This is a genomic window from Streptomyces sp. NPDC094034 (assembly GCF_040303865.1).
Lineage (GTDB): Bacteria > Actinomycetota > Actinomycetes > Streptomycetales > Streptomycetaceae > Streptomyces.
This window is the reverse complement of the sequence record NZ_JBEOUD010000027.1, coordinates 50,985-77,043: the sequence shown is the minus strand read 5'-3', so window position 1 is coordinate 77,043 and position 26,059 is coordinate 50,985. Positions and strand designations below refer to the sequence as shown.

The 26,059-nt window shown below is 69.2% G+C and carries 18 protein-coding genes; 13 read left to right on the top strand and 5 right to left on the bottom strand.

Features of this window, described 5'->3' with window-relative positions; genetic code table 11:
* Nucleotides 1-159: 159 nt before the first annotated feature.
* Nucleotides 160-1,971, bottom strand: a complete 1,812-nt coding sequence (locus ABTZ59_RS23155; RefSeq protein ID WP_351412110.1) for a right-handed parallel beta-helix repeat-containing protein — start codon at nucleotides 1,969-1,971, stop codon at nucleotides 160-162.
* A 771-nt stretch (nucleotides 1,972-2,742) separates the two neighbouring features.
* On the opposite strand from ABTZ59_RS23155, the gene ABTZ59_RS23150 reads away from it, so the two are divergent.
* The 8 genes from ABTZ59_RS23150 (at nucleotide 2,743) to ABTZ59_RS23115 (ending at nucleotide 16,991) form a co-directional block, all read left to right on the top strand.
* Nucleotides 2,743-5,775: an alpha-mannosidase gene (locus ABTZ59_RS23150; protein ID WP_351412103.1), complete on the top strand. Its 3,033-nt coding sequence runs from the start codon at nucleotides 2,743-2,745 to the stop codon at nucleotides 5,773-5,775.
* A 134-nt stretch (nucleotides 5,776-5,909) separates the two neighbouring features.
* The gene (locus tag ABTZ59_RS23145; protein WP_503003446.1) at nucleotides 5,910-6,866 is read left to right on the top strand and encodes a hydroxyacid dehydrogenase; all 957 of its coding nucleotides are present in this window, start codon (nucleotides 5,910-5,912) and stop codon (nucleotides 6,864-6,866) included.
* Between the two features lie 125 nt (nucleotides 6,867-6,991).
* Entirely contained in the window at nucleotides 6,992-7,969 is a 978-nt protein-coding gene (locus ABTZ59_RS23140) for an ABC transporter permease (protein WP_351412087.1), read from the top strand.
* On the top strand, nucleotides 7,966-8,910 hold the full coding sequence (locus ABTZ59_RS23135; RefSeq protein ID WP_351412078.1) for a carbohydrate ABC transporter permease: 945 nt from the start codon (nucleotides 7,966-7,968) through the stop codon (nucleotides 8,908-8,910). The genes ABTZ59_RS23140 and ABTZ59_RS23135 overlap by 4 nt, the downstream gene beginning before the upstream one ends.
* A 2-nt stretch (nucleotides 8,911-8,912) precedes the next feature.
* Entirely contained in the window at nucleotides 8,913-10,544 is a 1,632-nt protein-coding gene (locus ABTZ59_RS23130) for a substrate-binding domain-containing protein (RefSeq protein WP_351412071.1), read from the top strand.
* Complete coding sequence (locus ABTZ59_RS23125; RefSeq protein ID WP_351412067.1) at nucleotides 10,541-12,553, top strand: DUF2264 domain-containing protein; 2,013 nt, start codon at nucleotides 10,541-10,543, stop codon at nucleotides 12,551-12,553. Before ABTZ59_RS23130 ends, ABTZ59_RS23125 begins: the two co-directional genes overlap by 4 nt.
* Entirely contained in the window at nucleotides 12,546-15,674 is a 3,129-nt protein-coding gene (locus tag ABTZ59_RS23120; RefSeq protein ID WP_351412063.1) for an alpha-mannosidase, read from the top strand. The genes ABTZ59_RS23125 and ABTZ59_RS23120 overlap by 8 nt, the downstream gene beginning before the upstream one ends.
* A gap of 168 nt (nucleotides 15,675-15,842) precedes the next feature.
* Nucleotides 15,843-16,991 (top strand): ROK family transcriptional regulator, encoded by a 1,149-nt coding sequence (locus tag ABTZ59_RS23115; protein WP_351412452.1) that lies wholly within the window; start codon nucleotides 15,843-15,845, stop codon nucleotides 16,989-16,991.
* 145 nt (nucleotides 16,992-17,136) lie between these two features.
* On the opposite strand, the gene ABTZ59_RS23110 is transcribed toward ABTZ59_RS23115, so the two are convergent.
* The gene (locus ABTZ59_RS23110) at nucleotides 17,137-18,060 is read right to left on the bottom strand and encodes an alpha/beta hydrolase (protein WP_351412054.1); all 924 of its coding nucleotides are present in this window, start codon (nucleotides 18,058-18,060) and stop codon (nucleotides 17,137-17,139) included.
* 220 nt (nucleotides 18,061-18,280) lie between these two features.
* On the opposite strand from ABTZ59_RS23110, the gene ABTZ59_RS23105 reads away from it, so the two are divergent.
* Entirely contained in the window at nucleotides 18,281-19,156 is an 876-nt protein-coding gene (locus ABTZ59_RS23105) for a helix-turn-helix domain-containing protein (RefSeq protein ID WP_351412046.1), read from the top strand.
* A 109-nt stretch (nucleotides 19,157-19,265) separates the two neighbouring features.
* Here ABTZ59_RS23105 and ABTZ59_RS23100 read toward each other — a convergent pair whose 3' ends face one another.
* On the bottom strand, nucleotides 19,266-19,706 hold the full coding sequence (locus ABTZ59_RS23100) for a VOC family protein (protein ID WP_351412039.1): 441 nt from the start codon (nucleotides 19,704-19,706) through the stop codon (nucleotides 19,266-19,268).
* Nucleotides 19,707-20,009: 303 nt separating this feature from the next.
* Between ABTZ59_RS23100 and ABTZ59_RS23095 the strand changes: the two genes are divergently transcribed.
* On the top strand, nucleotides 20,010-20,768 hold the full coding sequence (locus ABTZ59_RS23095; RefSeq protein ID WP_351412030.1) for a PIG-L family deacetylase: 759 nt from the start codon (nucleotides 20,010-20,012) through the stop codon (nucleotides 20,766-20,768).
* A 71-nt stretch (nucleotides 20,769-20,839) separates the two neighbouring features.
* On the opposite strand, the gene ABTZ59_RS23090 is transcribed toward ABTZ59_RS23095, so the two are convergent.
* Both ABTZ59_RS23090 and ABTZ59_RS23085 read right to left on the bottom strand, forming a co-directional pair.
* Entirely contained in the window at nucleotides 20,840-21,787 is a 948-nt protein-coding gene (locus ABTZ59_RS23090; RefSeq protein ID WP_351412022.1) for an ornithine cyclodeaminase family protein, read from the bottom strand.
* Between the two features lie 214 nt (nucleotides 21,788-22,001).
* Nucleotides 22,002-23,507, bottom strand: coding sequence for an enoyl-CoA hydratase/isomerase family protein (locus ABTZ59_RS23085; RefSeq protein WP_351412016.1), 1,506 nt, complete (start codon nucleotides 23,505-23,507; stop codon nucleotides 22,002-22,004).
* A gap of 278 nt (nucleotides 23,508-23,785) precedes the next feature.
* Here ABTZ59_RS23085 and ABTZ59_RS23080 point away from each other — a divergent pair, with 278 nt between their 5' ends.
* The 3 genes from ABTZ59_RS23080 to ABTZ59_RS23070 all read left to right on the top strand — a co-directional run bounded on the left by ABTZ59_RS23080 (nucleotide 23,786) and on the right by ABTZ59_RS23070 (nucleotide 25,988).
* Complete coding sequence (locus tag ABTZ59_RS23080; protein WP_351412006.1) at nucleotides 23,786-24,403, top strand: VOC family protein; 618 nt, start codon at nucleotides 23,786-23,788, stop codon at nucleotides 24,401-24,403.
* A 446-nt stretch (nucleotides 24,404-24,849) separates the two neighbouring features.
* Complete coding sequence (locus tag ABTZ59_RS23075) at nucleotides 24,850-25,008, top strand: hypothetical protein (protein WP_351411996.1); 159 nt, start codon at nucleotides 24,850-24,852, stop codon at nucleotides 25,006-25,008.
* 425 nt (nucleotides 25,009-25,433) lie between these two features.
* Nucleotides 25,434-25,988, top strand: coding sequence for an ATP/GTP-binding protein (locus ABTZ59_RS23070; protein WP_351411992.1), 555 nt, complete (start codon nucleotides 25,434-25,436; stop codon nucleotides 25,986-25,988).
* The last annotated feature ends 71 nt before the right edge of the window (nucleotides 25,989-26,059 follow it).

Sequence of the window (26,059 nt, the reverse complement as noted above, 5' to 3'; positions counted from 1 at the left end):
GTAACCGGAGTAACCGGCCGGACGCGGGCACCTGGGCCCGGTCCGGCCGGTCCTCGTGGGCCCGCGACGCCTGGCACGGCACCAGACGTCGCGGTCTGATCCGCGAAGACCGACCGGACAGGACTCGCAGGGCCGCCCCAGGATGCCGGGCGGGGGCTCTCAGCCGGTGATCTTGAACGTGGACACCGAGTCGTTCCGTGTCGCGTCCTGTCCCGGGCGCAGGTTCCGCACCGTGTTCCCCGTGAAGGACCCGGTGCCGGTGACTCCCGAGGTGATCCAGATTCCCTGGGTCGCCGGACCATCGATGATGTTGTTCTTCAGGGTCGCGTTGACACGCGTCAGATCGATGTAAAGGCCCGCACGGAGCGCTCCGCGCAGGACGTTGTCGGTCAAGGTGACGTTCGTGTAGGCGTCCGGGTACAGCGAGGTGCCCGTGGGAGAGCTGATCCGCACGCCGTGCCGGACGCCGTTCCAGCCGCCACCGCCGAGCAGGACGTTTCCGCTGACCGTGGCGGACTCCAAGGGGTGTCCCGTATCGCCGAACACGCCGATGTCCAGGGCGCTGTTCGACGACACACTGTTCACCAGGTTGTTCTTCATCTCGATGTCCCGGCCGCCCGCGATCCGCAGTCCGTTGGCCCACCAGGGCGCGATCGCGGTGTTGTTCAGGACCTTCGCACCGCTCAGTTGGCCGTTGGTGCCGGCGGCGCCGGAGTCGGAGTAGACCGCGAAGGAGTCGTCGCCGGTGCCCCGGGCGAAGTTGTTCTGGACCGTGATGTCGAGGCCGAGCTTGTCGGGATTCTTTGTGTTGCCGTTGTTGATGTTGAATCCGTCACCGTAGGTGTCAGCGGTCCGGCTGTTGCGAGCGATGCCGCCGGTGCCGGAGAGCCAGTTGGCGTCGATGTGCCGCGTCCAGATCCGGTCGAGCAGCCAGCCGCCCGCCCCGCTGGCGTTGAATCCGTAGTCCGAACCGCCGGTGCCACCGACTCCTCGCCAGATGGCGTTCGTGTCGACCTGGAGATCGGTGACCGAGGTACCCGAGCCCACCAGGATCTGCGAGCGCCACGAGTTGGCCGGCAGTGGAACCTTGCGGTAGAGCGTGGTGTGCCACATCCCGGCCCCCCGTACCTTCACGCCGGTGAAGTCCAGCGGCTTGGACGCGAGGCTGTTCGTCAGATACTTGCCCTTGGGGATCCACACCGACTTTCCCTGCTGCCGGGCGGCGTTCACCGTGTCCTGGATGGCGACCGTGGAATCCTTCGAGAAGTTCGGGTCGGCGCCGTAGGCCACGACGGAGAGCGAATCGGCCGGTTGGGCCAGTGCGGCCCCGACGTTCTCCAGATCGATGGAGTCGATGTCGTAGACGGCCGCCGTGTTGGCGGCGTCCTTCTTGAGCGTGATGGTGCTGCCCGGGGCGATGGGAGCACCCGTGACCCAGACGGGGAACTCGTTGTAGAAGCGGTAGGGCATCCCGCCCGCGTTGGGGTCGTCCGGGTTCGTGGTCGCCTCGCGATAGTTCCACGCCTGCGCGGAGCTCAGCGTGATCGCCTGGCGGAACTGCCCGTTCACGTACAGGTTCAGCGACGCGGTGATGCCGCCGCCTTCCGGAGCGTCAGGAATCGAGGCGCGGACCACCAGCGTATTAGCCTTCTTGCCCGTTTTATTCCGTATTTCCACCGAATCACCGGTGCCGCTCAGCTCGACAAGCGCGTAGCCCGAGGCTTCGGTTTCCAAAGACGCCTTGGTCGGCGCCGGGTCTCCCGGCTTGAGGGAGCGGACCACGGCGCCGCCCCCGAGACTGCCGGACTCGGCTTCGACCGTCACGAAGGGCGTGGTGGCACCGGCCGAGGCAACCGCCTTCGCGGCGCCCCGCGTCGCCCCGTCCCCCGTTGCCGCCTCCGCGTGAACTTCGGCGCCTGGAATGACGAACAGAGCCCCGGCGGCCAGCATGGCGATGCCAGAGAGCCGCATGGAGACTCGTCGGATTCTCCGGTGCATATGTCACCTCTCGAATGGATTGACGACAGATATGGACTGACGGCGAATCTTGATCGGATCAGCGATCCCCGCCCGAGGCGCGCGACATTCGCACCCTTGGTGCGTGGCCGCACTGATGCACTCTGCTGGAACGAGTCGGAGTCGCCCGATACACCAGGCCCCGCGACATCTGGGCACGTCAGGTCATGCCGGCGCCTTGATCGGAATGGGGGCAAGCGCGGCTGACGGGTTGGCCGCGTCGTCATGTAAATCCATCGAGTTGTGTTAGTCAATGCGTTCGACAGCCCGAACGCGGGCGCGTTCAGCGGGCCTTGGGGGTGTTCAGGCTCCAAGGAGAGGGGTCGAGAGAGGCCTGCGGGGCGGTGGCGCACCGAGCTATCCGGCGACGGGACCGCCGAGCAGGCACGATGGGCCTTCCCTGCGAGCTACGGACCCTCCGACGGCACGCCCCATTTCGGGTGGTATGCGGGGTTTCATGGCGATCGCCGCGCGCCACACTCGCGTAAACGGTGGCCACCACCCACCCCCCACCCCACTTCGTCCAACATATTGACAAACTGTGGTGCCGTTCATACGTTCAGTCGGCAGCGGCTCAACTGGGCCCGAAGAGAGGCAGTTGCTTCGCCCCGGCCTGTTGGGCAACCTCGCCCGACCCCGACCCCGACCCCGACCCTGATCACCGCCCGTCCGACCGCGCCACTCTCGACTGCCCCCACACGCTCGCAGCTACAGGAGACCTCCTTCATGCATGACGACCGGAAGCTGGTCGAAGCACGTCTGGAACGCGTCCTCAGGGAACGCATCCGGCCGGCTGTCCACCCCGTCACCACACCCTTGGCCGTGGAGATGTGGTCCACCGCGGGCGAACCCGTGTCCGTATCCGAGGGGTTGGCGGCACCGACCGTCCCCATCGCCCCCGGCACACCGTGGGGCCTGCCCTGGGGGACCAGCTGGTTCAAGGTCACCGGCACCGTCCCCGCCGAGTGGTCAAGCCGTACCGTCGAGGCCGTACTGGACCTCGGATTCACCCCGCGGACCCCGGGGTTCCAGTGCGAGGGTCTCGTCTACCTGCCCGACGGCACCCCGGTCAAGGGACTCCATCCGCGCAACGCGTACATCCGCGTCGGCTCACCGGTGACCGGCGGGGAGCGGGTCCACTGGCGCGTCGAGGCCGCCTCCAACCCCGACCTCGACGCGAGCGGGGTGCCGTTCCAGCCGACGTGGATGGGCGACAAGGCGACGGCGGGCGAGGCGCCCCAATACGTGCTCGGGCAGATGCGGCTGGCCGTCTTCGACGAGACGGTGTGGAACCTGGTCATGGACCTGGAAGTCCTCGGCGAGCTCATGGCGGAGCTGCCCCTCGACGGCGCACGCCGCTGGGAGATCCTGCGCGCGGTCGGCCGCGCCCTGGACGCCGTCGACCTTCAGGACGTCAACGGCACGGCCCAGGCGGCGCGTGACGAACTCGCCGGAGTGCTCGCCGCGCCCGCCGCGCCCGCGGCGCACCGCATCAGTGCGGTCGGGCACGCCCACATCGACTCCGCCTGGCTGTGGCCGCTGCGCGAGACGGTCCGCAAGGTGGCCCGTACGGCGTCGAACATGACGGCGCTCCTCGATGAGGAGCCCGACTTCGTCTTCACCATGTCGCAGGCCCAGCAGTTCGCCTGGATCAAGGAGCACCGGCCCGAGGTGTACGCCCGGGTCAAGAAGGCCGTCGCGGACGGCAGGTTCGTACCCACCGGCGGGATGTGGGTGGAGTCCGACACCAACATGCCGGGGTCCGAGGCGATGGCCCGTCAGTTCGTCCATGGCAAACGCTTCTTCCTGGAGGAGTTCGGCATCGAGAGCGACGAGGCTTGGCTGCCGGACACCTTCGGCTTCGCGGCGGGACTGCCGCAGATCATCAGAGCCGCCGGCGCCACGCGACTGCTTACCCAGAAGATCTCGTGGAGCCGGACCAACACCTTCCCGCACCACACGTTCTCCTGGGAGGGCATTGACGGTACCCGCGTCTTCACCCACTTCCCGCCCGTCGACTCGTACAACTGTGAGATGGCGGGCCGTCAGATCGCCCACGCGGCACGCAACTTCAAGGAGAAGGGCGTCGCCACCCGCTCCCTCGCGCCGACCGGTTACGGGGACGGCGGGGGCGGGACCACGCGCGAGATGGTCGCCAAGGCGGCACGGATGCGCAGTCTGGAGGGCTCGGCGAGGGTCGAGTGGGAAGCCCCCGCCGAGTTCTTCGCCAAGGCCGAGGCCGAGTACCCCGACCCGCCCGTGTGGGTCGGGGAGCTCTACCTCGAACTGCACCGCGCCACGCTCACCAGCCAGGCGGGGACCAAGCGCGGCAACCGCCGCAGCGAGTCGCTGCTCACGGAGGCCGAGCTGTGGGCCGCCACGGCGGCGGCGCGCACCGAGATGCCGTATCCCTACGAGGAGTTGGACCGGATCTGGAAGACGGTTCTCCTGCACCAGTTCCATGACATCCTGCCCGGATCCTCGATCGCCTGGGTGCACCGCGAGGCACGCGAGACATACGCGCGGCTCGCCGGGGAGCTGGAGGGCATCATCGCCGGTGCGCAGCGCGCGCTCGCCGGTGACGCGTCGGGCGGCACCGAACTGGTCTTCAACTCGGCTCCGCACACGCGCTGTTCGGTTCCCGCCGGGGGCGCGTCGGCCCGGACCGCGCAGGACGACGTGGTGCCCCCCGTCCCCCGCGAAGGAGGCGGGTATGTCCTCGACAACGGAATGCTCCGGGTCGAGATCGACGGGCGCGGTCTGGTGGTCTCCGCGTACGACCGCGTCGCGGACCGGGAGTCGGTCGCACCCGGGCAGGCGGCCAACCTTCTCCAGCTCCACCCCGACTTCCCCAACCAGTGGGACGCGTGGGACGTCGACGCCTTCTACCGCAACGTCGGCAGCGACCTCGCGGAGGTGGCGGAGCTGGGTGTCGAGGGCGCCTCGGTGCGCGTCGAGCGGGTTTTCGGGGCGTCCCGTGTCACCCAGATTCTGTCGGTCCCGGCTGACGCCAAGCGGCTCGACATCGACACCGAGGTGGACTGGCACGAGACCGAGCGCTTCCTGAAACTGGCCTTCCCGCTGGACGTGAAGGCCGACCGGTACGCCTCCGAGACGCAGTTCGGCCATGTGTACCGGCCCACCCACCAGAACACGAGCTGGGAGTGGGCCAAGTTCGAGGCGTGCAACCACCGTTTCGTGCACGTCGACGAGCCGGGCTGGGGCGTCGCGGTCGTCAACGACGCGACCTACGGCCACGATGTGACCCGTACGGTACGGACCGGCGCCCACGCGGGCACGACGACGACCGTGCGCGCGTCGCTGCTGCGCGCCCCCCGCTACCCGGATCCGGAGACCGATCAGGGCGTCCACCGGTTCCGGCACGCGCTGGTGCCGGGCGCCGACATCGGCGACGCGATCCGTGAGGGCTATCGGGCCAACCTGCCCGAGCGCCGGGTCACCGGATCCACCGCGGCGGTCGCGCCACTGGTGACCGTGGACAACGACGCCGTCGTGGTCAGTGCCGTGAAGCTGGCCGACGACCGCAGCGGCGACCTGGTCGTACGCCTCTACGAGGGGCAGGGAGGCCGGGCCCGCGCCACGGTCCGTGTCGACGGTTTCGCCACCGGCCGGGCCTTCCCCACGGATCTGCTCGAACGTCCGCTCCCTGACGTCGAGCAGCCGACCGCGGCCGACGGCGGTGTCGTACTCGCCCTGCGTCCGTTCCAGATGGTGACCCTGCGTCTGCCGCGCGCCTGACGGCGGGCCGCACCGGGACGGCGGCCGATCCGCGCGTATCCCTACAGACAACTCCACATCAGTACGTAGCGAAAGAGGCCCCTCTCATGACAGCCAGAGCCGAACACCGCGAACGCCCAAGGGCGGTATGCGTCATGAGTCCCGGTACCGCGGAGCTCGTGCTCCCCGAGGACCAGCGCGCCCGGCTCTCCGCACTGGTCCGACTCGCCCCCGACGCGTCCGGAGCCGATCTGGGAGCCGCGCTCGCCGACGCGGAGATCCTGGTCAGCGGCTGGGGCTGCCCCCGCCTGACGGCCGACGTGCTGGCGGGGGCACCCCACCTGCGTGCCGTGATGCACGCCGCGGGCACGGTCAAGCCGATCGTCAGCGAGGCGGTCTGGGAGCGCGGGATCGTCGTGTCATCGGCGGCCGACGCCAACGCCGGTCCCGTCGCCTCCTGCACCGTCGCCCTCATCACGCTCGCCGCGCGGCGGACACTGACGATGGCGGCCGGTTACGCGGACGGATGGCCGGAGTTCGCCGACCGTTCGGGCGCCGACGGGCTCGCTGTCGGGATCGTCGGTGCCTCGCGCATCGGGCGCCGGGTGATCGCCGAACTGGGCAGGTCCGACGCGGGCTTCCGGGTGCTGCTGAGCGATCCGTACGTCACGGACGAGGAGGCCCGCCGGCTCGGTGCCGAGCGGGTCGAGCTCGCCGATCTCTGCGCACGGTCGGCGGTGGTCAGCGTCCACGCCCCGCTCCTGCCCGAAACCACGGGACTGCTCGACGCCAGGATGCTCGCGCTCATCCCCGACGGGGGCGCGCTCGTCAACACCGCCCGAGGAGCCATCGTCGACACGGACGCGCTGACAGCCGAATGCGCCTCCGGCCGGCTGGAGGCTTACCTCGATGTGACGTCCCCCGAACCCCTGCCGCCCGGCCACCCGCTTCTGTCACTGCCGAATGTGCTGGTCACCCCGCACATCGCCGGCGCACAGGGAAGCGAGGTACGAAGGCTCGGGCAGTACGCGGTCGCCGAGGTGGCCCGATGGGTGGCGGGCGAGCCGCTGCTCGGCGAGGTCACCCGCGAAGCGCTTCCCCGCCTCGCCTGACGGGCCTCGCGAGCACCCACTCCGGAACGGACAAGGAGGCCGGACCGCCGCTCGAACTTCCGCATGACCTGCTGACCCCGGGAGTGGCCGAAGACGCCCTTCTCCCGGTGAAAGGGCCTCACATCATGACAACGCTTGACCAACCCGCCGCCCGCGCGGCCGAAAAGGCCGGGCAGAGCGACAAGGGCAGACTACGGCGGCTGCGTCCCAGCAACCGCCGGGACATGGCCCTGTTCTGGTTTCTGATACCGGGCATCGTGGTGCTGCTCCTCTTCCACTACATCCCGCTGCTGGGCAACATCATCGCGTTCCAGGACTACCAGCCGTTCATCGGCATCATGCACAGTCCCTGGAGCGGGCTGAGCAACTTCGAGGTCATCTTCAACGGCGACGACCAGTTCCTGAAGGCACTGGTCAACACCCTGGAACTCACCCTGATCCAGGTCGTGTTCGTCTTCCCCGTGCCGATCGTGCTGGCGCTCGCGCTGAACAGCCTGGTCAGCGAGCGGATCAAGAAGTGGGTGCAGAACGTTCTGTACCTGCCGCACTTCCTGTCGTGGGTGGTCATCGTCGCCCTCTTCCAGCAAATGCTGGGCGGCACCGGCATGCTCAACCTGTTCTTGCAGGCCCAGGACTTGGGTACCTGGAACATCATCGGCAACCCCGACTTCTTCAAGACGCTCATCACCTCCCAGGTGATCTGGAAGGACGCCGGGTGGGGCACCATCCTCTTCCTGGCGGCCCTCTCCCGCGTCGACACCAACCTCTACGAGGCCTCCGCCATGGACGGCGCCAGCCGCTTCCGGCAGACCTGGCACGTCACTTTGCCGGCTCTGCGCGGCCTGGTGATCCTGCTGCTCATCCTGCGTCTCGGCGACGCCCTGTCCGTCGGCTTCGAACAGATCCTGCTCCAGCAGACCGCCGTCGGCCTGGACAGCAGCGAGGTGCTGGACACGTACGTCTTCAACAACGGCGTCGTCGGCGGACAGTGGGGCGTAGCCGCCGCCGTCGGCCTGGTCAAGGGCGTGATCGGGATCCTGCTCGTGCTGGGTGCCAACAAGGTCGCCCATCTGTTCGGCGAAGAAGGTGTCTACCGGTCATGACAACGCTGTCTCCAACCCGCCCCGCACGCGGCGGCAGGCCGCGCGGGTCCTACAGCGCGATCCCCGGCGAGAGCCCCGGCACACCGCCGTGGCGCGCTCTGAAGTCGCTGTTTCTGCTGATCTGCGTGCTCCTGGTCGTACTGCCCTTCCTGGCGATCATCTCGACCTCGATCGCCGACCCCGAGCAGATCACCAAGGCCGGTGGCTTCGTGCTCTGGCCCGACAGCCCGACCTTCGAGTCGTACTCGGCGCTGCTCTCCGGCGGCCTGGTGTCACAGGCCATGATGGTGAGTGTCGCGGTCACCGTGGTGGGCACCGCCCTGAGCCTGGTCACCTCCATCCTGCTGGCGTACGGGCTGAGCCGGCCCGGCTCCTTCGGGCACAAGCCGGTGCTGATGCTGCTGCTGATGTCCCTGCTGTTCGTGCCGGGTGTCATCCCGACCTATCTGATGGTCAAGCAGCTCGGACTGATCAACAGCTACTGGTCGCTGATCCTGCCCACCATGGTCAACGCGTTCAATGTGATCGTGCTGCGCTCCTTCTTCATGAGCCTGCCCCGTGAGCTGATCGACGCCGCCCGCATCGACGGCGCGTCGGAGTGGTCGATCCTGACCAAGATCGTGATCCCGCTGTCCAAGGCGTCCATCGGCGTCATCGGCCTCTTCTACGCCGTGACGTACTGGAACGCCTTCTTCAACGCCCTGTTGTTCATGAACGACGCGGCCAAGTGGCCCATGCAGCTCGTGCTGCGCACATACGTCGTCAACAATGCCTCACTCAGCGGCGGCCAGCTGGACGTCGCCGCCGGGGTGCCGGTGCCACCCGCGCAGTCGCTACAGGCGGCGATCCTCGTACTGTCGATCGTGCCGATCGTGCTCGTCTACCCCTTCGTCCAGCGCCACATGAACAAGGGCGTCATGATCGGAGCGGTGAAGGGATGACCATGAAGCCAACACTCAACCGCCGCGGCTTCCTCGCCTCGGCCATCGGCGTCGGGGCCGGTCTGGCCCTCACCGGCTGCGGCGACTTCAAGCCCAGGCCGGCCAATCTGGCCAACGCGAACGCGGAGCTGCCCACGTACATCCAGTACAAGGGCGTGCCGACCTCGATGCCCGCCACACAGGACGGCGTCTCCGCCGGCTACCAGCGCTTCCCGGCCGATCCCCCCAAGGCCTTCCCGGACGGCCCGCCCGCCAAGGGCCCCGACATCACCATCATGAACCTGATCTTCAACCCGGTGCCGCCGCCGGTGGAGAGCAACGTCATGTGGCAGGCCCTCAACAAGTACATCGGCTGCGACATCAACTTCGCGATCACCCCGGTCAACGACTATCCGCAGAAGTTCGCGGTGACCCTCGCGGGGGGCGATCTGCCGGACGCGATGCTGATGCTGCCCCCGGACCAGAACAGCGCCGCCACCCCGGACATGCTGTACACCCTCTTCGAGGACCTCACCCCGCACCTGTCCGGCGACAACATCCGGGACTATCCGTACCTCGCCAACATCCCCACCGATTCGTGGCGCCCCTGCGTGCGCAACGGGGGGATCTACGCTCTCCCGATGCCCCGCCCGGTCTCCGGCGGCCCCGTCTACACCCGGCTCGACCTGTTCAAGAAGAGGGACCTCGACCCGAATCCGAAGTCCTGGCGCGAGTTCGTCCAGCTCTGCAAGGACATCACCGACCCCAAGACCCACCAGTACGCCCTGGGCGACCCCGTCACCACGTGGAACCTCGTGATGCAGATGCTGGGCGCGCCCAACTGGTGGCGTGAGGATCAGGGCAGGTTCACGCACCACTTCGAGATGGAAGAGTGCAAGCAGGCCATGGACGCGGTCAACCAGCTCAAGAAGGCGGGCGTCATGCACCCCGACGCCTTCGCCATCAAGGGCAAGTTCAAGGAGTGGTTCGGCAACGGCCAGATCGTCATGCACCCCGACGCACCCGGGGCGTGGAACGACCTCTACACCACGTACGGGCCCGTCTCCCAGGGTCTGGACATCGGTTACCTGCTGCCGCCCGACTGGGACGACAGCACCAAGGGCGGCCAGTGGCAGGGCCGGGCCAACTACGCGACGCTCATCATCAAGAAGGCCCCCAAGGCGCGCATCCAGCAGATCCTGCGCGCCATGAACGCCCTCGCCGCCCCCTTCGGCACCGACGGATATCTGCTGCGCAAGTATGGCGTGCGGGGTCCCGATCACACTCTGAAGGGATCGGATCCGATCCCCACGCCCAAGGGCACGGCCGAGACCTATCTCCCGACGATCTTCGCCACCGACTCGCCGTTCACGCTCTACTACCCGCAGAAGCCGGAGATCGTGCCCGACCAGTACGCCTTCCAGAAGGAAGCCGTCACGCAGCTGATCCCCAACCCGGCCGAGGCGCTGTACTCGGCGACGGACGCCAAGATGTCCAAGCTCTTCTTCGCGACGCTCGACAGCCTCCGGATGGGCATCATGCAGGGCCGCGACTCCCTCGGTGAGTGGGACGGCGCGATAAGGAACTGGCGGCAGAAGGCAGGCGACAAGATGCGCGCCGAGTACGAGCAGGCATGGGAGGCCCGCAATCGATGAACCGCACCCCCGCCGAGGCCCGCGCCCATTGGGAACAGACCGCGGACCGCATGCTGCTCGCCGTACGGCCCTACGCCGCCGCCGGGCACGATCTGATCCACCTGCCCGGTACGGCGAGCCACAACGGCGCGCACAGCGATGGCCTTGAGGGGTTCGCCCGCACGTTCCTGCTGGCCGGTTTCCGGCTGGCGGGGGCGGCGGGCTCGGACCCCCACGACCTCGCCGGGTGGTACGCGGCCGGTCTCGCCGCCGGCACCGACCCGAAGAACCCGGACCGCTGGCCGTCCTTCGCCGAGTGCAACCAGGCCAAGGTCGAGGCGGCGTCCATCGCGCTGGCGCTGCACGAGACCCGGCCATGGATCTGGGACCGCCTCGACGAGGTGGTCAAGGAACGGATCCTGAACTGGCTGGCCCCGATGGTCGGCAACCTGATGCCCGGCAACAACTGGATCTGGTTCCAGGGCATCACCGAGGCCTTCGCCCGTACGGCCGGGGGTGAGTGGCGCCAGCAGGACCTCGACCGGACCATCGCGCTCACCGACGGCTGGTACGCGGGCGACGGCTGGTACTCGGACGGCCTCACCGGCGCCGGGCATCGCAACTTCGACCACTACAACGGCTGGGCGATGCACCTGTACCCGCTGTGGTTCTGCCGCATCCTCGGCGACGCGGCGCCCAGCGGACTGCTCGACCGCTACCGGGAGCGGTTGCGGCGGTTCCTGCTGGACCAGCGGCTGCTCGTCGGCGCCAACGGCTCACCGCTGATCCAGGGCCGCTCGCTCACCTACCGGCACGCGGCACTGGCGCCGGTGTGGACCGGCGCGCTCTTCGACGCCACCCCGCTGGCGCCGGGAGAGACCCGGGCGATCGCGACCCGGATGCTCGACCACTTCACCGAGCATGGGGCGGTCAACGACGCGGGGCTGCTCACGCTCGGCTGGCACCGGCCCTTCCGCGGTGTTCTCCAGAGCTACTCGGGCCCCGCGTCCCCGTACTGGGCGAGCAAGGGCTTCATCGGTCTCGCCCTGCCGCCCGACCACCCTGTGTGGACCGAGGAGGCGACGCCGCTCGCCGTTGAACAGGGCGATTTCGAGCGGGCGTTGGCCACCCCCGGCTGGCTCGTCTCCGGCACCGCCTCGGACGGCGTGGTACGTGTCGTCAACCACGGCGGCGACCACGCCGACCCGGCGCGGCCACACGCCGACGACCCTTCCTACGCCCGCATCGCCTACTCCACCCACACCGCGCCCGAGACCCCCGGCGACCCCACCGTCCCGGGCGGCAGCGCGTCGGCGGACCCGCTCGACAACGCGGTCGTGCTGCTGGACGCGGCCGGCCGCGCCTCTCACCGGCGCCCCACCACCAGGATCTCCATCGACGGTGCCACGGCCGTCTCGCGCTCGCGCGCGCACTGGCTCGACGACGCCACATGGGATGTGTTCGGCGGTCCCGACACCGACTACACCCTCGGCCCTTGGATCACCGTCGGTTCCGCGCTGCGAGGCTCGGTCGAGGTACGGGCGGTACGCGTCGACGGCGCCCCCGGGAGCGGACATGTGCTGCGTATCGGTGGCTGGGCGCTCGCGGTCGATCCGCGGCCCGCGTCCGAGGCCGGTTCCGTCGACGGTGGGAGCGCCCGGGTCGAGGACGGTGGGAGCGCCTGGGTCGAGGGCGCCGACGGCCTGGTCTCCCTCGTCATCGGCGCGCGGGGCCTCCCGAACGCCTCCGTCGTGACGGGTGCCGACACCAACGCCCTCGGCCCCGCCTCCGCCACTCCGGTCGTGGAGACCGAAGGACCCGTCGCGCACGGCACCGTTCACATCGCTCTCGTCCACCTCGGCGGCACCGACCCCACCGCCCTGCCCCAGGTCACCACCGGCACGCGGGGCACCACCCTGCTCGTGGACGTGGCCTGGCCGGACGGCGCGCGGGACACCATCCGGCTGCCCGCTCCCGACCCCGAGAACCCCGCCACGTACGGCCTTTGGAAGGACCAGCACCGTGCATGACGACCGCCGGATCATCGAGACCCGGATCCGCAAGCTCCTCGACCGAGTGATCCGCCCCGCCCTTTACAGCGCCGCGCGCCCCCTGACCCTGAGCGTCTGGCACGTCGACGGCGAACCTGTCCCCGTGGCCGACGCCCTGCACGCCGACTACGAGCCCTTCACGCTCGGCGCCACCTGGGGCGGCCCCTGGGCGACGACCTGGATGCGGGCGAGCGCGGAGATTCCCGAGGAGTGGTCGGGGCGCCGGGTCGAGGCCGTCTTCGACCTCGGGTTCGACCTGACCAAGGGGCCGGGCGGCCAGGCGGAGGGCCTGGTCCACGACAGCCAGGGCGCCCCGCTTCAGGGCCTGCATCCGTACAGCCGCACCGTGCTCCTCGCCGACTCCGCCACCGGCGGCGACCGGGTCGACCTGCTGATCGAGCTGGCCGCCAACCCGCCCATCGTCGCCAGCGCCGGCCTGCACATCCACCACGGTTCGCTGGAGACCGCGGGCACGGCGCACATCTACCGGCTCGAACAGGCCGAGATCGCGGTACGCGAGGACGACGTCTGGCACCTCATCCACGACATCGAGGTGCTCGACGAGTTGATGCACGAGTTGCCCGCCGGCTCCTCCCGACGTCACGAGATCCTCCACGCCCTGCGGCGCGCCGCCGATGCCATCGTCCCGAACGATGTGGCGAACACCGCGGCCGGGGCCCGGCGCGCACTCGCCGATGTGCTGTCCCGGCCCGCGCACGCCTCGGCGCACACCCTCGCCGCGGTCGGCCACGCCCATATCGACTCGGCGTGGCTGTGGCCGGTCCGGGAAACCGTCCGCAAATGCGCGCGTACCTTCACCAACATGACCACGCTGGCGAACGAGTACCCCGAGCTGGTCTTCGCCTGCTCCTCCGCGCAGCAGTACGCGTGGATGAAGGAACAGCGCCCGGAGATCTTCGCCCGTATGAAGAAGGCGGCGGCCGACGGGAACTGGGTTCCGGTGGGCGGCATGTGGGTCGAGGCCGACGGCAACCTCCCCGGCGGTGAGGCGCTGGCCCGCCAACTCGTCTACGGACGGCGCTTCTTCGCCGAGGAGTTCGGCGTCGAGCAGCACGGGGTGTGGCTGCCCGACTCGTTCGGATACACCGCCGCGTATCCCCAGCTCGCCAAGTTGGCCGGCGCCCGGTGGTTCCTCACCCAGAAGCTCTCCTGGAACGAGACGAACAAGCTCCCGCACCACACCTTCGACTGGGAGGGCATCGACGGAACGCGTATCTTCACTCACTTCCCGCCCGTCGACAGCTACAACGCGTCCCTCACGGCAGGTGAACTCGCCCACGCCGAGCACAACTTCGCGGACAAGGGGGTGGCCACCCGCTCGCTGGTCCCCTTCGGCTACGGCGACGGCGGGGGCGGGCCCACCCGCTCGATGCTGGAGAAGGCCCGCCGGCTGCGCGACCTCGAAGGCTCGCCCAAGGTCGTGGTCGAGGCGCCCGACACGTTCTTCGCCAAGGCCCGTGCCGAACGCGACCAACTCCCCGTATGGCGCGGCGAGTTGTACTTGGAGAACCATCGCGGCACCTACACCAGCCAGGCCCGCACCAAGCGTGGCAACCGACGGGGCGAGGCACTGCTGCGTGAGGCCGAACTCTGGGCCGCCACCGCGGCCGTCCGGGCCGGCGCGCCCTACCCGTACGAGCGTCTGGAGTCGCTGTGGCGGCGAGTCCTGCTCAACCAGTTCCACGACATCCTGCCCGGCTCGTCCATCGCCTGGGTGCACCGGCAGGCCGAGCGCGAGTACGCGGAGATCCACGCCGAACTCGAATCGCTGATCGCCGACGCGGTCGGCCATCTGCCCGGCGGTCCCGCGCTCCTCAACGCCGGACCGTACGCACGCCGCGAGGTCGCGGTCGTCGCCGGTGTCGCCGACGGCTCGTTCGCCGGTGCGCAGCGCCTGTCGGACGGACGCACGGCGATCCTCGCCGAGGTCGCACCCCTCGCCTCGGGCGGCACCGCGAACGCCCCCCGTGGCGCCGTCACGGCCACGGCCCGGGACGGTGGTTTCGTCCTCGACAACGGGGTGCTGACCGTCGTCGTGGACCGGCGCGGCCTGCTCACCTCGGTCTACGACCACTCGGCGCGGCGGGAGGCGATCGCTCCCGGCGCGGCCGGCAATCTCCTCCAGCTCCACCCCGACGACCCCAATCTGTGGTCGGCGTGGAACATCGACTCGTACTACCGCGACACCGTGCGCGATCTGGACGAGGCCGAGTCGGTGACTCTCGTGGACGAAGGACCGCTGCTGGCGTCGGTGCGGGTCGAACGCGTCCACGGATCCTCCCGGTTCGTGCAGCACATCGAGATCGCCGCCGAGAGCCGGCAGGTGAGCGTCCGCAACGACATCGACTGGCAGGAGCGCGACACCGTACTGAAGGCGGCCTGGCCGCTCGACGTACACGCGGAACGCGAGAGCGCCGAGATCCAGTTCGGTCACGTCCAGCGGCCCACCCACGAGAACACGAGCTGGGACGCGGCACGCTTCGAACTGTGGGCGCACCGCTGGGTGCACGTCGGCGAGCGGCACTGGGGCGCCGCTCTGCTCAACGACTCCACCTACGGGCACGACGTCCGCCGCGACACACGGGACGACGGCGGAACCACCACGACGGTACGGCTCTCCCTGCTCCGTTCCCCGCACAGCCCCGACCCGGAGGCCGACCGAGGCCGGCACAGCTTCCGCTACGCGCTGCTGGCCGGGGCGGGGATCGAGGAGGCGATCGCCGGAGGCTACGCCCTGAACCTGCCCTTGCGCCCCGCCCCGGCCGACGCCCGGTCCCTGGTGGAAGTCGACACCACCGACGTGGTGGTGGAGTCCGTGAAGCTCGCGGACGACCGTAGCGGCGACATCGTGGTCCGACTCTACGAAGCGTGCGGCGGAGCGGTCTCGGCTCGTCTGTCCGCGGGCTTCCCCCTCACCGCGGCCCTCGACTGCGACCTGCTGGAGCAGCCGGAACAGGAACTGGCGGGCACATCCGGCGAAGGGGCCGTGAACCTCAGGTTCCGGCCCTTCCAGATCCGCACCCTGCGTCTGCGTCCCGCCGTGGAACAGACGAGGTCACCCGACCCGACGGAGGTCTGAGCGGGGGCGCCCTCCGCACTGCCCCCGCGTCGTACCAATCCATCGATCTGTTGCCCTCGGAGCGGCGGCCGCGCGGCACAGCCGCCGCTCGCCCGAGGCTGGGAGAGACAGTTGTCCACGGTGAGACACGAGAAACACACGATCCGGCGCGGCACCAATCTGCCGCGCATGGGGGACTTCAACGAGTCCGTGATCCTGGACGCGATTCGCAGGCACCCGACGGGCCTGAGCCGGGTCGAACTCGCGCAGGCCACCGGCCTGTCGGCGCAGACCGTTTCGAACATCACGCGCCGGCTGCTCGACCAGGGCGTGGCTCGCGAGTCCGGGAAGCAGAACACCGGCAGTGGGAAGCCCCGTACCCTCCTCGAAATCGTCCCGACATCTCGCTACGCCGTAGGGGTCCACCTCGACCCCGCGGTGATCACCTGCGTTCTGGTGGATCTTCTCGGCACGGTCGTGGGCCATCGCAGCCGTCGGACCCCGAGCGGCGGTGACACCGACGGGATCGTCGCGGACATGGCCGCCTCGGTTCGCTCGCTGGTGGCGGAGTCGGGGATCGACGACGCGCGTGTGCTGGGCCTGGGCATCGCCGCGCCGGGGCCCATAGACGCGTCCGCCGGCTGGGTGGTCGATCCGCCGGAGCTGCCCGGCTGGGGCCGCTATCCGCTGCGCGACCGGCTCAGCGAGGCGACCGGACTGCCCGCGCTGCTCGACAAGGACGTCACGGCCTCGGTCGTCGCGGAGCGCTGGGCCGGAGCGGCCACCGCGAGCCGCAATCTGCTCTTCTTCTACTTCGGCACCGGCTCGGGGATGGGGCTGGTGGTGGACGACACCGTGCTGCGCGGCGTCTCCGGGAACGCGGGCGAAGTCGGCGGACTCGGCGCCGCCTGCTCGACGCGGACGCTCGTCGACGAGGCCATCGCACTGGGTGTGCTCAGTGCAGAGTACACGGTGCTGGATCCGGCCGATGCCCAGCGCGGTCTGGAGCGGCTGGCGCGGCTCGCCGCCGAGGGGGACACACAGGCGGACGAGATCATCGAGCGCCTCGCCCTGCGCATCGGCCGGGGAGTCTGCGCGGCGGCGACGCTCCTGGACGTCGACACCATCGTCTTCGGCGGACCGACGTGGCTCGTGCTCGCCCGCCGTCTTCTCGCGACCATCGAGCCGATGGTCGCCCGCTCCCCATTCGTCAGGGCGACCCATTCGACAACGGTCGTCTCCACCACGCTGGGCGAGAACGTGGCCGCGGTGGGGGCGGCGTCCCTGGTCCTCGACCAGGCCCTCTCCGCACAGCCCAGGTCGTTGCTGCTGGGGTGAACGCGCCTGTCCCGAGGCTCGCCGGCGGTAGGTCCGGCGACAACGTAGGCGCTGTCCGGCCTGGCCCGCGCTGTCCGCGGGCCAGGCCTCCACCGCCGACGGCGAGGGCCCAGTGGCGGCCAGTCACGCCGCGGGGCGGAGCGGGTTACGCGGTCCTGTCCAGCTTCTCCGTGAAGAAGTCGGCCAGCTTGTCCACCGCCGGGTCCACGTACTCGTCCTTGTAATACAGGTCCTGGTGGCTGGCGCCCTCGGCCCAGAAGAACTCCTTGGGGCCGGTGAGGCGCTGGAAGGCGTCAATGCTCATCCAGGAGGTGGCGGCGCGGGTGCCCGCGATCATCAGAACGGGGCGTTCGCCGATCAGCGGGATCGCGGCGAAGGTGTCGTAGGACACGATCCGGTCGACGCTGTTGAGGGTGAAAATGCTGTCCGAACGAGGATGGAAGGCAATCGTGTTGTGGTAGGCGAAGCCCTCCGCGCCGTAGTCGCCGCCAACCGCACGGGCCTCCTCAAGGGAGTTGGGGAGGACCTTCATGGTCGCCGCCTCACCGCCCTGTGCCTCCCCGGTGCGCGCCCCGGCCGCCGCGTCGAGCATGCCCCGGATGACCGCCGGGTCCTGGGTGCCGTTGCCACCGAAGCGGAAGTGCCGGGACAAGTCCACCGCGCACACCGTGCCCAGCGCCTTGATCCGGTGGTCACCGGCCGTCGCGTTCAGCGCGTAACCACCGGACGCGCAGATCCCGAGAGCACCGATCCGCTCGGGGTCGACATCCTCACGAGTGGTGAAGTAGGAGACGACGGCCTTGAGGTCCTCCACCCGGTGCGCCGGGTCCTCCAAGCCATGCGGCAGGCCGCCGCTCTCCCCCTGGAAGGCGGCGTCGAAGGCGACCGTGATGAACCCCTTCTTCGCCAGCCGCTCCGCGTACACACCGGCGACCTGCTCCTTGACACCACTGCCGGGATGCCCGACGACGATCGCGGGACGCGGGCCCTCCACAGTGGTGTCCGGCAGATAGAGGTGACCGGCCAGCGGGATACCGGCGCTGTCGATGGTGACGTCGATCCTTGCCATGGGACGCTCCATTCCAATCTCTGTTCGATCTTTACGTGGGTTTGGTTCCGTCCTCGAAGGACGACCCCCGTCACCCTCGGGCGGCGGGCTCCCGACCCGGCTCCTTGCCGGGCACATGTCCACCGTGCACCCCCTCTGAGCTGCGCAAAAGCGTCAGGTTTATGCCGGGGAAGGATCCTGCCCCCTCACAAACGGGCCCCTCGCCGCGATAATGGAGTGCATGACCGCTTCATCCGGTGACAGCGAGGCCGGCGCCTTCCTCAAGGCCCGCCGGGCGCAGCTGCGGCCGCGGGACGTGGGTCTCCCGGAGACCGACTCGCCCCGCAAGGTCCCAGGCCTGCGCCGCGAGGAGGTCGCTCAGCTCGCGGCGATCAGCGTCGACTACTACACCCGCCTGGAACGAGGCCGGGTACGCGCCTCCGCGTCCGTCATCGCCACGCTGGCCGACGCTCTGCGCCTGGACGACGACCAGCGGCGCTACCTGTACGAGCTGGCGGGCCAGTCCCCGGCAGCACGCCCGCGGCGGGCTGCCCAGCGCCCCCGCCCCGCCATTCAGCGCCTCCTCGACCAGCTCACCGAGACCCCCGCCATCGTGCTCGGCAAGCGATTGGACATCCTCGCCTGGAACGCCGCCGCGACGGCCCTGTACCTCGACTTCTCCCAACTACCCCAGGACCGCCGTAACTATCTGCGACTGCTTTTCACCCACCCCGTCATCCGCGCCATGCACACGCGGTGGGAGTACGAGGCCCGGATCGCCGTCTCCGCCGTGCGCATGGAAGCCGCGGCCGACCCCGGCGACGCGGAACTCGCCCGGCTCGTCGGCGAACTCTCCCTCCAGGACGCCGACTTCCGCACCTGGTGGGCAGAACACCGGGTCACCGGCACAGGCCATGGCACCAAGCACTACCGCCACCACCTGGTGGGCGAGCTGACACTCGACTGCGACACCTGGACCAGCCCCGACGGCTCCGGCCAGCGCCTGATGATCCTCACCGCGGAGCCGGGCACCCCCTCACACGACGGCCTGCGCATCCTCACCGCCTGGGCGGCGCAGCCGACCAGCGAGACACTGCCCCACGGACAGAACACCTGACTCAACGGCCGCCGGCGTAGTCGCCGCAGCCGTACTCGGCCTGATCCTCACCGACGATCCCGGAACACTCCAGACCTCAGCGCAGCTCAGTAAGGCGCACCCGACAGTCTCAGCGCAGTTGCTCGGCCAGTCCTACGATGATGCCCTCCGGGCCGCGGACGTAGCAGAGCAGATAGCTGTCCTCGAACCGGGCGATCTCCCCGACGAGTTCGGCACCGTGGGGGCGCAGGCGGGCAACGGTGTCCTCGATGTCGTCGACGGCGAACATGACGCGGTGTGTGCCCAGAATGTTGTGCGGGCGGTTGCGGGGCCCGGAGCTGATGACCGCGGGGCTGTGGTACTTCGCCAGCTCAAGCCGGCTGTGACCGTCCGGGGTCCGGACCATCGCGATGTCACAACGGACGCCGTCGAGTCCGGTGCACTGGTCGGCAAAGGGGCCTTCGACCTCCGCCCTGCCCTCCAGTTCCATACCGAGTTCCACGAAGAACGCGATGGCGGCATCCATGTCGTCGACGACGATGCCGACGTTGTCCATCCGCTGAATCGCCATGCTGGTCTCTCCTTCTTCCTTGTGCGGCCGGTGATGGCCGCTGATGTCCCTGGGACGGAGCCGGTGGCGCGCTTTCGACATGCGCGGAGCGCCAGACGCCGAAAAGATCCGGATCGCGCCTGCACAGTGTGCGGTCCCCGCTTCTGAATGCCTCCTCGGCGATTCGCAGCGCGCGCTTGAGCATCGCACCTCTCCTATCGGTTCACGGTTCCGGGTCACTCGTGGCGGGTAGGGTTTTCCGCGCCACTCGCCGTCGCCGCACCCCGCCGCGGCCGACCGTGTGTCCGAGGAGGTGGTCCGGCCATGCCTGTGCCGAGCTTGCTCGCGGTTTTCGCTCACCCGGACGACGAGTCGTTGTCGGCAGGCGGAGTGCTCGCGCGTCACGCAGCCGCGGGCGCGCCCACCGCAGTCGTCACGGCGACCTGGGCGGCGGACACCGGGCGGGCCGCGGAATTGGCCGAGGCGCTGCGGATCCTCGGCGCCGGCAAGCCGCGGATGCTCGGCTACGCCGATGCGCGTGTACCGCGGTCGGCCCCGGGCCGCGTGCGGTTCTGTGAGGCGCCGCTCGACGAGGCGGTGCGGCGGCTGGTGGCGCACATCCGCGAATTCCGCCCCGACATCATGGTCACCCATGACGCCTACGGCGGGCTGCCCGGCCACCCGGACCACGTGCACACCCATCGGGTAACCATGCTCGCCGCCCAAGCGGCCGGGCTGGGACGGCTCTACCCGGATGCCGGCGCCCCCTGGCAGCCGCGTGCTCTCTACCTGGCCACGCACCCGCACTCGGCCGTACCGGCGCTGCGCGACGTGATCGGTGCACGCAAAGCGGTGTACAGCGTTCCGGACGAACAGGTCACCGCAACCGTCGATGTCGGCCCTTGGATGGAGCAGAAGATCGCCGCGGTCCTGGCGCACCGCTCCGAGGTGGAGCGAGGAGCCCTGCCGGGAGTGATCGCCGGCCTTCCACCGGATGCACGGGAGCGGCTGTTCGCCACCGAGTGGTACCTTCGCCATACCCCCGTCGAAGCCGCGTCGGCCCAGACTGAACTGACCGTCTGACTACACGGTCCTGGGCTTGATCCGCTGTGACGGCGATCCGGGAGGAAGCGGCCGGCAGACTCGGCAGCGGGTCATGACAGAAAATCGACGGCCGCTCCCGTTTCCGTCGCCTCAGCCCGCTGGAAGGCCAGCCAGCTCAAAGCCAGGTCCTGCCAGGGCAGGCCGACCGGGGCATAGACAGTGATTTCCCGGCCGTGGGAGCGGGCGGGGGCCTCACCGCGGATGACCTCGCCGAGGGAGGCGGCAGCCGAAGAGGCGGGCAATCCGGCGTTGGCGAGGGCGCCGTGCGCTGCGACGAGTGCGGCGTCGTCGACGATCAGCCGGGCGGAGACGAGGACTTCGGGGGCGATTTCCTGCTTTCCGGGTTCGTCGGCACCGAGCGTGGTCAAGTGCTGCCCCGGCGACAGGTCCGCCGCATGCAGCAGGGGTTCGCGCGCCCAGGTGGCCAGTACCACCGCGTCCGCCGCGGCGGCGACCTCCACCGGCGTGGACGCCACGGTGCCGCCGTGCCGCTCCGCGAAGGCAGCCGCGCGCCGCGCGTCGGTGTCGTGGACGACGAGACGGTCCCATGAGCGCAGCGTGCGAAGTCCGCGGACGGTGAGCTCGGCCTGGGCTCCGGCTCCGATCACGCCGACCGTGTGACCACCGTCGTCGGCCGGCCGGGCGATCAGATCGGTGGCCAGGGCCGCGGCGAGGCCGGTGCGCCAGGCCGTGATCGTGGCGGAGTCGATCAAGGCCAGCAATTCACCGTCCGTACCGCTGTAGAGACAGACCACACCCCGCAGCGACGGCACCGCGCCGGGAAACTTCGCGTTGACCTTGACCGTGTAGGCATCGGTCCCGGGAAGGAGCCCGGGCAGCAAGGCTGTCGCTGTGCCCGGGAAGGGAAGGTCGGTGCGCACCCGCCGACCCGGCAGAGCACTCTGCACGGAGGCGGCGAACCCTTTCCGCAGCACTTCGACGCACTCTGAGGGGTTCAGCAGTTCCAACAGGTCCGTACGGGTCAGAATTCGGGTCATGTGCGTCAGAATCTCACGCCGTTCCGCCACGGCCGGTGCGGGGGGGGGCAGCGGCTCCCGCCTGGCCCCCACGCTGACGCACACTCCCCCGACACTCCAGGGCGTCGATACGGTCATGCTGGTTGAGGACACGCCGGATGGCATCGCGGACGCCGTCGTGAACGGCTGACCGCTCTGGCAGGCAGGGGCGGAGCTCCGTCTCGGGTCGCGAGAGTCAGTGGGGGAACTCCGCGACGGCCCTGCCGAGTTCGCGTTCCACTTCGCCCGGGGTCTGCAGACCGTGGGAGGCGAGGTGGTCCAGGCGCTCGCGGGTCTCGGGCAGGGCGATCAGGCTCTGGAAGATGATGGCGTCGGAGCGGATTTGCGCGGGGTCGGCCAGGGTGAGGTCGTTCACGGCCCGCTTGGCCGCCTTGACTCCTTCCGGCGGGAACCCTGCGATCCGCTTGGCCAGTCGCTCGACGAACCCGTCCAGCTCGGCGTCCGGGACAGCACGGTTGATCCAGCCGTAGCGCTCGGCGAGGTCCGCGTCGAAGTCGTCCGCGGTGGCGATGGCCTCGATGGCACGGGCCCTGCCCAGCCGACGGGTCAGATGCTGCACTCCGCCCGCTCCGGGCAGTGCACCGGTCCCGGACTCGAACTGCCCGAACACCGCGTTCTCGCGCGCCGCGAAGATCATGTCGCAGGCCAGGGTGAGTTCATTGCCGCCGCCGCGGGCGCGGCCGCGTACCTTGGCGATGGTGATCACCGGGACCCGCGCCAGCTTGTACAGGAACATCCCCAGCGAGGCGTCTCCCGGGCCGCCGGCCTTCGCGGCCTCGGCCGTGTACTGCGGGACGGCCGCAAGGTCCACATGCGCTGAGAAGTACTCCGGCGACGCGCTGTCGACGACCAGGACACGTACCTCGCCCGGATCGGCGTAGAGCGCGTCCACGAGGGACACCAGATCACGGACGAGATCGACGCCGAGGAGGTTGAGGGGGCCAGCGTCCAGGGTGGCATACAGGACACCATCCTCCAGCCGGGTCCGGATCGAAGCGAAGGTGAAGCTCATGACGACTCCCGTGAGTGCGGCGATGCGGAGAGAGGAATTTCGGTCGGCGGACGGATCAGGAGCGAGGACGCGGTGAACCGGAGATGGCGCGGCGCGGGAGTGCGGGTGGCCGGGGAGATCACAGGTGAGCCTGGAACCAGTCCAAGGCAGCCCGTGAGGCCGCTTCGAACTGCGCGTGGTACGGGTCGAAGTGCCCGCCATCCAGCAGCACCAGCCGCTTGGGCTCCAACGCCCGCTCGTAGGCGGATGCTCGTAGGCGGACAGCACCAAGTCCACACCGGTGACCTGGTCGCGCTTGGCGGCAAGCACCAGCAGCGACGCTGCCGGGCCGATCCGGTCGATCCACTCTCCCGGGGCATACATGCGTGACCAGCGCATCGAGCGCAGCGTGGCGAAGTTGTCCATCACCTTCCCGTCGATCGGCCGGGTGTAGTAGGCGACAGCCTCGGGACTGGGGTAGAACGCGGGAACCGACGGATCGTCGCTGACCACGGCGCGTGTCGTCGGCGACTCGCCACGCAGCATGGCGCGCTCGTCCTCATCGAACTGCTGCTCCAGCTCGCCCAGTGCCGCGCCCGAGGCCCTGCGCAGGCCCGTGGCATAGCCGTCGACGGTCGGCACTTGGCCTACGACAACCTTGATCCGGCTGTCGGTCGCGCCCCAGTACATCTGATCATGGATGGGAATCAACCACACTTCAGACGTGCGCCCGGGACGGCGACCGCCCGTCGGCCCCGACGACGTGGGCCCCGGAGCCTCACCGGGCGCCTCTCGCCGCTTCCTGCCGCGCGCACCACCATCGTTCAACATCCACCACCATTGTCCGACGTCCCCGCGGGGCCCGCACCTTCCGGCGCGGCGGGGCGGGACGCGGCCGGGCGTCCATGTGCGAGCCTCGGCGCCTGTGCCTACGCTGGAGAACGTCCGAGGGCAGGGAGGACGCACCCATGGACATGAAACTGGAACTCGTCGTCGTGCCGGTGTCCGATGTCGACCGGGCCAAGGACTTCTACACGGGACTGGGGTGGCGGCTGGACGCGGACCTGGCCCCCGCCGACCGGTTCCGCGTGGTGCAGATGACTCCGCCGGGCTCGCCCGCTTCGGTCATCTTCGGTACCTCCGTCACGGAGCAGGCGCCGGGCTCGGCCCGCGGCCTGCACTTGGTCGTGAACGACATCGACAAGGCCCACGACGAGCTGGAGCGCGGCGGCGCCCACCCGAGCGACGTCTTCCACGACGCCGGTGGCGTGTTCCACCACGCGGGGAACGCGGACCGGGTGGACGGACCGGCTCCCGACCACGGCAGTTACGGCTCATTCCTGTCGTTCAGCGACCCGGACGGCAACGGCTGGCTCCTACAGGAGATCACCGACCGCCTCCCGGGGCGGATGGACCCCTCGACCACGGCCTTCGGCTCCGTTGCGGACCTCGCCGACGCAATGCGACGCGCCGCCTCCGCGCACGGCGAGCACGAGAGGCGCACCGGCACCGAGGACGCCAACTGGCCGGACTGGTATGCCCGTTACATGGTAAGCGAGCAGGCGGGGACAGAGCCGCCGACATGAGCACGGTGGGACTGTGGCGACGACCGGCATAGAACGGGTCATGCGTGGGGCGCGCCGACGAGGGAGCGAGGGACAGCATGGCACTTTCACGACGCCCGATAACGCCCATTACCGCTGTGATGGCCGGGGCGCTGGCAGGGACTGTGGGCACCGCCAGCATGGACATGGTTCGCTATATGAGATACCGCCGCGGTGGCGGAAAGGAAAGTCCGCGAGACTGGGAGTTCGCACCGGTCGCTGACTGGACGCAGGCACCAGATCCGGGGCAGATCGCGAAGCGTGTGATAGAGGGATTCACCCAGCGGAGTATCCCTGACCGTTGGGCATGGCTGATCAGCACGGCGGCTCATTGGTCATACGGTTGCTTCGGAGGGGCGGCCTACGGGATCGCGGCCGGGTCTGCCCAGCGACCAAACCCTCTGTATGGATTGCCGTTTGGCGCGGCGGTGTGCGCAAGTGGCTACCTCGTCCTGCCGCAGGCAGGCATCTACAAACCCATCTGGGACTACGACGTGAGGACCTTGGGTGAGGACTTGTCGGCGCACCTCGCCTATGGAATGGCTACGGGAGCCTCCTTCTGGCTGACCAGCAAGCTGCTCTCGTAGGGCTTGGTTCCGGCCCCGCGACCCCGCCGCAGGGGCAAGCGGGTTGAGCCGTCCGCCCGCACCGCGATCCACCGTCATCGGGACATGCACTTGATGCGGCAGAACGCTTGAACCCTTCGTTCTGACACCCGGTTCGCTCAGCGGTGGTTGCCAAGACTCCGGTCGGCAGGATGTACTGGACCGAAGAACGACGTTGAGCAGTCTGGCTGTGGTTGCCTCGCTCAACGCCTTGGACATTGCGAGCGTCTCCGGCACATCAGCCGTTTGAGGATCCGCCTGTGTCCCCCATCCTCCATCCCCATCCACATCCCCATCCCCATCTCCATCTCCATCTCCAGGGTTCCACTGGCTCGGTTGCCTCCGCCGGAAGCACGCGACGACGGCCAATGGGCCCATCTCGACCTGCAAGAAAGGGTTCTCGGACCATGCGGCGGTACATTCTCACTGGCACTCCGGGCGCGGGCAAGACATCAATCTTGCGGCGCCTGGACGAACTTGGCTACAACGTTGTCGAGGAGGCGGCAACGGCGGTCATCGCACAAGCCCAGGCCCTGGGCGAGAACCAGCCATGGACACGGGCGTCCTTCATCGACGAGATCGTCGCCCTGCAGCGGCGGCGACAGTTGGAAGCCACCGGCTCTGTTCAGGTATTCGACCGATCACCGGTCTGCACCCACGCCCTCGCCATCTACTTGGGATGGCCGGTGTCTCCGACGCTGACCGCGGAACTCGAACGGATCACGTCGGAAGGGGTCTACGAACGACACGTACTCTTCGTCCGCAATCTAGGGTTCTGCGAGCCGACCGCGGCTCGGCAGATCAGTTTCCAGGAATCACTGACTTTCGAGAAAATCCACGAAGAGAGCTATCGCGCGTTCGGCTACGAGCTCATTGACATTCCTGCCGGCGACCCGGCTCACCGCGTCGCTACGGTGAGTTCAATGATCGCGCATGCCCCACCTCAGGCACCCACAGAGTGAGCCGCACAACAACGACATTCTCGGAATGCAACACAACCGACGATGGGTTCAACACCGTACCGGGCGTGGCA

What these genes read in the sequence shown, in the direction of transcription:
- ABTZ59_RS23155 (WP_351412110.1), bottom strand. Translation starts at nt 1,971, where the DNA reads ATGCGGCTCTCTGGCATCGCCATGCTGGCCGCCGGGGCTCTGTTCGTC.
- ABTZ59_RS23150 (WP_351412103.1), top strand. Translation starts at nt 2,743, where the DNA reads ATGCATGACGACCGGAAGCTGGTCGAAGCACGTCTGGAACGCGTCCTC.
- ABTZ59_RS23145 (WP_503003446.1), top strand. Translation starts at nt 5,910, where the DNA reads ATGAGTCCCGGTACCGCGGAGCTCGTGCTCCCCGAGGACCAGCGCGCC.
- ABTZ59_RS23140 (WP_351412087.1), top strand. Translation starts at nt 6,992, where the DNA reads ATGACAACGCTTGACCAACCCGCCGCCCGCGCGGCCGAAAAGGCCGGG.
- ABTZ59_RS23135 (WP_351412078.1), top strand. Translation starts at nt 7,966, where the DNA reads ATGACAACGCTGTCTCCAACCCGCCCCGCACGCGGCGGCAGGCCGCGC.
- ABTZ59_RS23130 (WP_351412071.1), top strand. Translation starts at nt 8,913, where the DNA reads ATGAAGCCAACACTCAACCGCCGCGGCTTCCTCGCCTCGGCCATCGGC.
- ABTZ59_RS23125 (WP_351412067.1), top strand. Translation starts at nt 10,541, where the DNA reads ATGAACCGCACCCCCGCCGAGGCCCGCGCCCATTGGGAACAGACCGCG.
- ABTZ59_RS23115 (WP_351412452.1), top strand. Translation starts at nt 15,843, where the DNA reads ATGGGGGACTTCAACGAGTCCGTGATCCTGGACGCGATTCGCAGGCAC.
- ABTZ59_RS23110 (WP_351412054.1), bottom strand. Translation starts at nt 18,060, where the DNA reads ATGGCAAGGATCGACGTCACCATCGACAGCGCCGGTATCCCGCTGGCC.
- ABTZ59_RS23105 (WP_351412046.1), top strand. Translation starts at nt 18,281, where the DNA reads ATGACCGCTTCATCCGGTGACAGCGAGGCCGGCGCCTTCCTCAAGGCC.
- ABTZ59_RS23100 (WP_351412039.1), bottom strand. Translation starts at nt 19,706, where the DNA reads ATGGCGATTCAGCGGATGGACAACGTCGGCATCGTCGTCGACGACATG.
- ABTZ59_RS23095 (WP_351412030.1), top strand. Translation starts at nt 20,010, where the DNA reads ATGCCTGTGCCGAGCTTGCTCGCGGTTTTCGCTCACCCGGACGACGAG.
- ABTZ59_RS23090 (WP_351412022.1), bottom strand. Translation starts at nt 21,787, where the DNA reads ATGACCCGAATTCTGACCCGTACGGACCTGTTGGAACTGCTGAACCCC.
- ABTZ59_RS23085 (WP_351412016.1), bottom strand. Translation starts at nt 23,507, where the DNA reads ATGTACTGGGGCGCGACCGACAGCCGGATCAAGGTTGTCGTAGGCCAA.
- ABTZ59_RS23080 (WP_351412006.1), top strand. Translation starts at nt 23,786, where the DNA reads ATGGACATGAAACTGGAACTCGTCGTCGTGCCGGTGTCCGATGTCGAC.
- ABTZ59_RS23070 (WP_351411992.1), top strand. Translation starts at nt 25,434, where the DNA reads ATGCGGCGGTACATTCTCACTGGCACTCCGGGCGCGGGCAAGACATCA.